The 6,145-nt window shown below is 58.6% G+C and carries 4 protein-coding genes; 2 read left to right on the forward strand and 2 right to left on the reverse strand.

The annotated features are described in order from the left end of the window. The first annotated feature begins 31 nt into the window (after window positions 1-31). Complete coding sequence (gene ftsH / locus Q7W83_RS14930) at window positions 32-1,873, forward strand: ATP-dependent zinc metalloprotease FtsH (RefSeq protein WP_473656279.1); 1,842 nt, start codon at window positions 32-34, stop codon at window positions 1,871-1,873. Window positions 1,874-1,939: 66 nt separating this feature from the next. Continuing rightward, a complete protein-coding gene (locus Q7W83_RS14935) occupies window positions 1,940-2,365 on the forward strand; it encodes a potassium channel family protein (protein WP_150629474.1) in 426 nt (141 codons plus the stop codon). 73 nt (window positions 2,366-2,438) lie between these two features. Here the strand turns inward: Q7W83_RS14935 and Q7W83_RS14940 are convergent, their stop codons facing one another. Continuing rightward, complete coding sequence (locus Q7W83_RS14940; protein ID WP_150629476.1) at window positions 2,439-3,323, reverse strand: universal stress protein; 885 nt, start codon at window positions 3,321-3,323, stop codon at window positions 2,439-2,441. 156 nt (window positions 3,324-3,479) lie between these two features. Then, a complete protein-coding gene (locus Q7W83_RS14945; protein ID WP_150653400.1) occupies window positions 3,480-5,855 on the reverse strand; it encodes a phosphoketolase family protein in 2,376 nt (791 codons plus the stop codon). Between the last annotated feature and the right edge of the window lie 290 nt (window positions 5,856-6,145).

Genomic DNA, 6,145 nt, shown 5'->3' on the forward strand with positions numbered 1-6,145 from the left:
TCGACCCACGTTTCCTTTCTGAGCGAAGGTCATGAAAAAAAATCACCAATGGAACCTGTCTTACTTCGCGATCGCGTTTGTCGTGTTCACCCTCGCTCAATTTCTGTTTATTGATCGTCGTGTCGTGCAGAGCATTCCCTACAGTCAGTTTCTGCAATTGCTGAACGAACAAAAGGTCAGCGATTTAAGGGTCGAGAAAGATCAGATCAGCGGCAAACTGCAGGCGCCCATTGACGGGCACAACCTGTTCTCCACCGTGCGGGTCGATCCGGCGCTGGCGACGGATCTCGCGCAATCGGGTGTCGGTTTTACCGGGGTCAACGAAAATACCTTTTTGAATGGACTGCTGGGCTGGCTACTGCCGTTTTTCCTGATCATGGTGATCTGGCATTTTCTGTTTCGCGGCATGGCGGAAAAACAAGGCATCGGCGGGTTGATGAACATCGGCAAGTCGCGGGCCAAGGTATTCGTCCAGCGCGATACCGGCGTGACCTTCGCCGATGTCGCGGGTATCGATGAAGCCAAGGCCGAACTGGTAGAAATCGTCTCTTTTCTCAAGGACAAGGCCAAATACGCACGATTGGGGGCGCACATTCCCAAGGGCACCTTATTGGTCGGCCCGCCGGGAACCGGCAAAACCCTGGTGGCCAAAGCCATCGCGGGTGAAGCCGGTGTGCCGTTTTTCTCGATTTCGGGCTCGGAATTCGTCGAAATGTTCGTTGGCGTGGGTGCCGCCCGTGTGCACGACTTGTTCGAGCAAGCGCGGCAGGCGGCGCCCTGCATCATCTTCATCGACGAACTGGATGCGCTGGGCAAAATGCGCGGTGTCGGTGCATTTGGCGGCAATGACGAAAAGGAGCAAACCCTCAACCAGTTACTGTCAGAACTCGACGGATTCGATCCCCGTGAGGGCGTTGTATTGCTGGCCGCGACCAATCGGCCGGAGATCCTGGACCCGGCGCTGCTACGAGCCGGCCGGATCGACCGCCAGGTGCTGATTGATCGTCCTGACCGTAAAGGCCGGCAAGCGATCCTCAAGGTCCATCTTCAAAAAATCACCGTGGAGCCCGGTCTGGATGGCGAGCGCATTGCCGACATCACCACCGGCTTCACGGGCGCAGATCTGGCAAACCTGGTCAACGAAGCGGCGATCGTGGCCACGCGTCGTGGCGCCGAAGCGGTCAGCCTGGATGACTTCACGGCGGCAGTGGAACGAATCGTCGCGGGGGTTGAACGCAAGAGCAGCGTGCTACGCCCCGACGAGCGCCAGGTGGTGGCGTATCACGAGATGGGGCATGCCCTGGCCGCCAGTAGCCTGCCAGCCATGGACCCCGTTCACAAAGTCTCCATTGTGCCTCGCACCATGGGCTCGCTGGGCTATACGTTGCAACGACCGACCGGGGATCACTTCCTCATGAGTTGCCAAATGCTCAAGGACCGGATTGTCGTCCTGATGGCAGGACGCGCCGCCGAATACCTTGCTTATGGTCAGATTTCTACCGGGGCTGCCGATGACCTGGCCCGCGCCACCGATATCGCCCGCCAATTGATCACCCGGTTTGGCATGAGCACCGAACTCGGACAGTCGGTGCTGGAGCGGCAAAGCACGACCTATCTGGGCGAACGTATGCAGGGTATTGGCGAGAAAGACTATTCGGAACAAACGGCCAGAGAAGTGGACCTGGGTATTCGCGCCCTGCTCGATGAAGCCTATGGGCGGGCAAAAGTCCTGCTTGACAGTCGTCGGGGTGATCTGGACGCAGGTGCACACCTGTTGCTGCAAAAGGAAACCCTGACGCCCGCAGAGTTTCCACCGCTCATGCCGATCAAAACAGCCCCTGTATCCGCCCCACTGGCCGTGGCGCCCACCTGAGGAGCGTGTCTTGTTGTCAGCCCTTAGCGCCGACCACCACGCATCAGCTACCGCCGGAGGTTCGCCATGCTGGCAGTCACCTTGATCAATACGCTGGTGGTGATCATCGTGGTGGTGATCCACTATGAATGCCTGTTGCGTCTGAATGATTGGTTGCCGCGGCTCAAGCTTTGGAGCCGTTTCAGGATTGTCGCCGGGGTATTCGGCGCCCTGCTGGCCCACGCGCTGGAAGTCTGGTGCTTCGCGCTGGTCTATTACCTGATGGTGCGCTCCGGTGAATGGGGCGGCCTGACGGGCAACTTCGATGGTTCGCTGCTGGACTGTGTCTATTTTTCCTTCACGACTTACACCACGATCGGTTTCGGCGATATTTCACCCGTCGGCAATCTCAAGTACCTGACCGGCTTGCAGGCGTTGACGGGGCTGGTACTCATTAGCTGGACGGCCTCGTTTCTCTTTCTCGAAATGCAGAAATACTGGAAGAGCAAATAGCCCGCGCCGGCACCGGCAGCGGCAGCTTTCTGCCCGCTCGCCTGTCGGTGTGGATTCAACGACCCGGCACTCTTCAGACCGCCAGGACGCTGCAAGGCACCTGATACAAAATATGCTCGGTTGTGCTGCCCAGAAGCTTGTCCACCCCATGGGATTGAACTTTGCCCATCACAATCACATCCACGTGATGATCGTGGGCGAACTCGCTCAGCGCCGTGACGGGGTTTCCTGAGATGAAATGTCGACGATCAGAGGGCACACCGTACCGACCCGCCAATTTGAGGAACGATTTTTCCAGGTCTCTGCGCAGCGCTTTGGTGAGGTCAGCCAGCGTCAGACCGCCCATGTCCGCCAGAAAGGCGGCGGAAATATTGCAGGCGTACAGCAAATGCAACTCGGCATCACACTGCAGGGCGAGGCTGCTCGCTTGCTGGATGATCCGGTCATTGAGTTCGTCGTCGGGAGACTCGGTATCCGACACTTCGACCGCCGCCACAATCTTGCGAGGCAGGGCGAGGCCGCTCCCGCCCACCAGATAAACCGGTACCGGGCAGTGACGGAGCAAATGCCAATCCACAGGCGTGAAAAAGGCACGTTTGAGCGCTGACTCATGCTGAACTTCCTTGATCAACAGGTCGGGCTGCATCTCCGAGACGTGATCGAGGATGTCTTGCGTGAGGTCATCGGCCCAGGCCACCTCGGTGGTCACATTGATCCCCCGGCCACGCAGATTGTTTGCCTGGTTCTTTAGCCAGTCATGATGGTCTTGCAGGTAACTCTCCCGAGCCTTTTCCCGGTCGCCTTCTTCAAGTAGCGACAACATTTTCAGCGAAGGAATAAAGGCGGCAATATGCAATTTCGCGCCGCTGGCTTTGGCCAGTGCTGCAGCATGATTGATTGCCTCGGAATGGCGCAGGGCCGGGTTGATGATCAGTAACAATTGTTGATACTGGCTCATGATCTGCCTCCAGTCAGGTGGGTGTTCGACGCTGCGGCCAGTTGCCGAGGCCAGCGATGGCGTCCTCGCTGGATCAAGCACCAGCGTGGTTCCAGAATCCTCCTGCGGCGCCTGCGTGCCCTTGATTTAAATCAGATCCCCCGTACACACCGGTCCTCAGCCATCGGCCAGTGGCGTCCATTGCCAGTTCAGTACCTCGGGCATGTCTTGCCCATGCTCGATGAGGTAAAGCTTGTGCCTCTCCATGGTCGACCAATAACGCGACCGCGCGGTTTGCACTTGATCGTGCAGACGGGGTACCCGTTCGATGACATCCAGCGCCAGTTGATAACGGTCCAGGTTGTTGATCACCGCCATGTCGAACGGCGTCGTGGTCGCGCCCTCCTCCTTGAAGCCACGAACGTGGAAATTCTCATGATTATTGCGCTTGTACAGCAGTCGGTGGATCAGCGCAGGGTAGCCATGGAAGGCGAAAATCACCGGCTTATCGACCGTGAACAGCTCGTCAAACGCCGTGTCCGGCAAACCATGGGGATGCTGGAAGGATGGCTGCAGCACCATCAGGTCGACCACATTGACCACCCTCACCCGCAGATCCGGTACGTACTCGCGCAACAGGGTCACGGCGGCCAGGGTTTCCAGGGTCGGGACGTCACCGGCGCAGGCCATGACCACGTCCGGGTCCTGATCATCCCGGCATGCCCAGTCCCATCGACCGATGCCGGTTTGGCAATGGCGGATGGCCGCATCGATATCCAGCCACTGCCATTCCGGTTGCTTGCCGGCGACGATGACGTTGATGTAGTTACGGCTGCGTAAACAGTGATCGGCGACCGATAGCAGGCAATTGGCATCGGGCGGCAGGTAGATCCGCACCACGTCCGACTTTTTATTCGCCACCAGATCGATGAACCCGGGGTCCTGGTGGGAGAAACCGTTATGGTCCTGGCGCCAGACATGGGACGTCAGTAAATAATTGAGCGAAGCAACGGGCTTGCGCCACGGCACCTCGGCGGCGGTTTTAAGCCACTTGGCATGCTGATTGACCATCGAATCGACGATATGGATGAACGCCTCGTAACAGGACAGCAAACCATGGCGGCCCGTCAGCAAATAGCCTTCGAGCCAGCCTTCGCACACCTGCTCGCTGAGGATCTCCATCACCCGGCCGTCGACCGACAGGTTCACATCGTCCGGTTCCAGCGGCTCCATCCATACTTTGGCGCTGACCTCGTAGACCGCATCCAGTCGGTTCGAGGCCGTTTCATCCGGGCCGAACAGACGAAAGTTTTTCGCGAGCAAATTATTTTTCATGACATCGCGCAAAAACGTACCCAGTACCCGGGTGGCCTCTGCGCGAAGGCTGCCAGGAACCTCGAGTTGCACCGCGTAGTCGGTGAACTGCGGCAGGTCCAGCGCACGCAGCAACACGCCACCGTTGGCGTGGGGATTGGCACTCATGCGTCGGTGCCCGGTGGGTGCCAGTGCAGCGATTTCGGGCAGCAAGGCGCCCGTTGCATCAAACAGTTCGTCGGGACGATAGCTTTCGAGCCATTCCTCCAATTGCCGCAGATGAATCGGCTGCTGAAAATCGGCCAGCGGCACTTGATGCGCGCGACAGGTGCCCTCAACCCGATGGCCATCGACGAATTTCGGGCCGGTCCAGCCTTTGGGCGTGCGCAATACCAGCATTGGCCAAAGCGGTCGCGCCGGTGGTCCGGATAGCCCGGGCCGACGCGCCTCGCGCTGGATTTCACGAATTTTCAGCACCATCGTGTCCAGCGTTTGTGCCAGTGCCTGATGCACCTGCACCGGGTCGTCACCTTCGACGAAATACGGGTCGTAGCCATAGCCATACATCAGGGCTGACAATTCCTCCTCACTGATTCTGGACAGCACCGTGGGGTTGGCAATTTTGTAGCCGTTGAGGTGCAGGATCGGCAATACCGCGCCGTCACGCGCCGGGTTGAGGAATTTGTTGGAATGCCAACTGGCGGCCAGCGTCCCTGTTTCGGCCTCGCCGTCACCGATCACGCAGGCGACGATCAGCTCAGGATTATCAAACGCGGCGCCATAGGCATGGGCCAGGCTATAGCCCAGTTCGCCGCCTTCATGGATCGATCCCGGAATCTGCGCGGACACATGGCTGGAGATTCCGTAAGGCCAGGAAAACTGCCGAAACAGGCGAACCAGTCCGTTGGTGTTGCGTTCCACCGAAGGATAAAACTCGGTATACGTCCCTTCCAGATAAGTCTGTGCCACCACCGCTGGCCCACCATGACCGGGGCCGGCGACGAAGAGCATGTTCAAATCGTAGTGGTTGATCAGTCGATTGAGGTGGGTGTAGATCAGGTTCAGCCCCGGCGTCGTGCCCCAATGACCCAATAACCGCGGCTTGATGTGGCCCAGGGTCAGGGGCACCTTCAGCAAGGGGTTGTCTTTGAGGTAGATCTGCCCGACCGCCAGATAATTGGACGCCCGCCAATAGGCATCCAGCCCTTCCAGTTGCTCGTTACTCAGAAAATCGCTCATGAAGTTCTCCGCCAACGGCTCGGCCTGCCCATAGTCATTCGAAGATTCTGGGAGTCTGAAACGCTCAAGACTTGATTTACATCAAGTCTCGCCGCCTGCGACCCCGTTTGATGGCGTGGGAACGCTCTGAAAATTGGCGCGCAGACACGGGTTATCCCCCGTTCGTCGATTACCCCGGTGAACACCCAAATGAGCTGCGCGCCCGAAGACCCACCATCTATGCTTAGAGCACCCCCAGATGGCGTCCCCCTCCCATGCCTGAAACCCGCCCCCTTCAAGTTCATCACCTC

This window comes from Pseudomonas sp. 300 (assembly GCF_055803035.1).